The following is a 648-nucleotide window of genomic DNA, read 5'->3' on the forward strand; positions in this document are numbered from 1 at the left end:
TAAAGGGTGGCGGATCGAGAACCCGGGCAACCAGCCACGCGTCGTATCCCCTGATGGAAAACATGCCATCACCGTGATCTGCGGAGATGAGCACACCGGGAACCATGCCCGTACGCCAATGACGCGTAACAAGAAGGGGCGTCAAACGAGTCAAGGTGTGTCGTATAATGTGAGGCAAACGGAGTTATTCCCTGTTTCTCGTGAAGAACTCCATCGGTACTCTCCCCATAGCGACCAGACTTTGTGGATCTTGCTTTTTTATGTTGACAAGGAAGCTGGGGAAGTGCGGTACGAGCTGTCGCGACCAATTAACATTGCTGAAAATGAAAAAGTAGACGATTGGAAGCCAAGATTCATTATGCCTTCCTTGCAGCTCGGTGATAACATTGACCCACAAGGTCCAGAGCCTTCATCCGATATCGATATTCCAGTAATTCCAAGATCATGACAGAACTGAGCGATTTCAACCCATCTCGGCTAATCTTAGCAAGGCAACGCCGAAGCTTTACCATGAAATTGCTCGCGGATCGTGCAGGTTTAAGTAGTAAACTTATCTCTCTTTACGAGAGTGGTAGCCAATCGCCTACAAGTGAAAGTCTTACAGCGATAGCAAGAGAATTGAACTTTCCCATTCAGTTTTTCCTAGGG

The 648-nt window shown here is 48.0% G+C and carries 2 protein-coding genes; both read left to right on the top strand.

Annotated elements, in window-relative coordinates; genetic code table 11:
- The coding region (locus PM2_RS31095) for a hypothetical protein (protein ID WP_080724471.1) at positions 1 to 448 on the top strand (448 nt) is incomplete at its 5' end.
- Positions 445 to 648: helix-turn-helix domain-containing protein (locus PM2_RS30620; protein WP_155276346.1), on the top strand; the 204-nt coding region annotated here is incomplete at its 3' end. The genes PM2_RS31095 and PM2_RS30620, both read left to right, overlap by 4 nt.

The organism is Pseudomonas monteilii NBRC 103158 = DSM 14164 (assembly GCF_000730605.1).
GTDB classification, from domain to species: Bacteria; Pseudomonadota; Gammaproteobacteria; order Pseudomonadales; family Pseudomonadaceae; genus Aquipseudomonas; species Aquipseudomonas monteilii.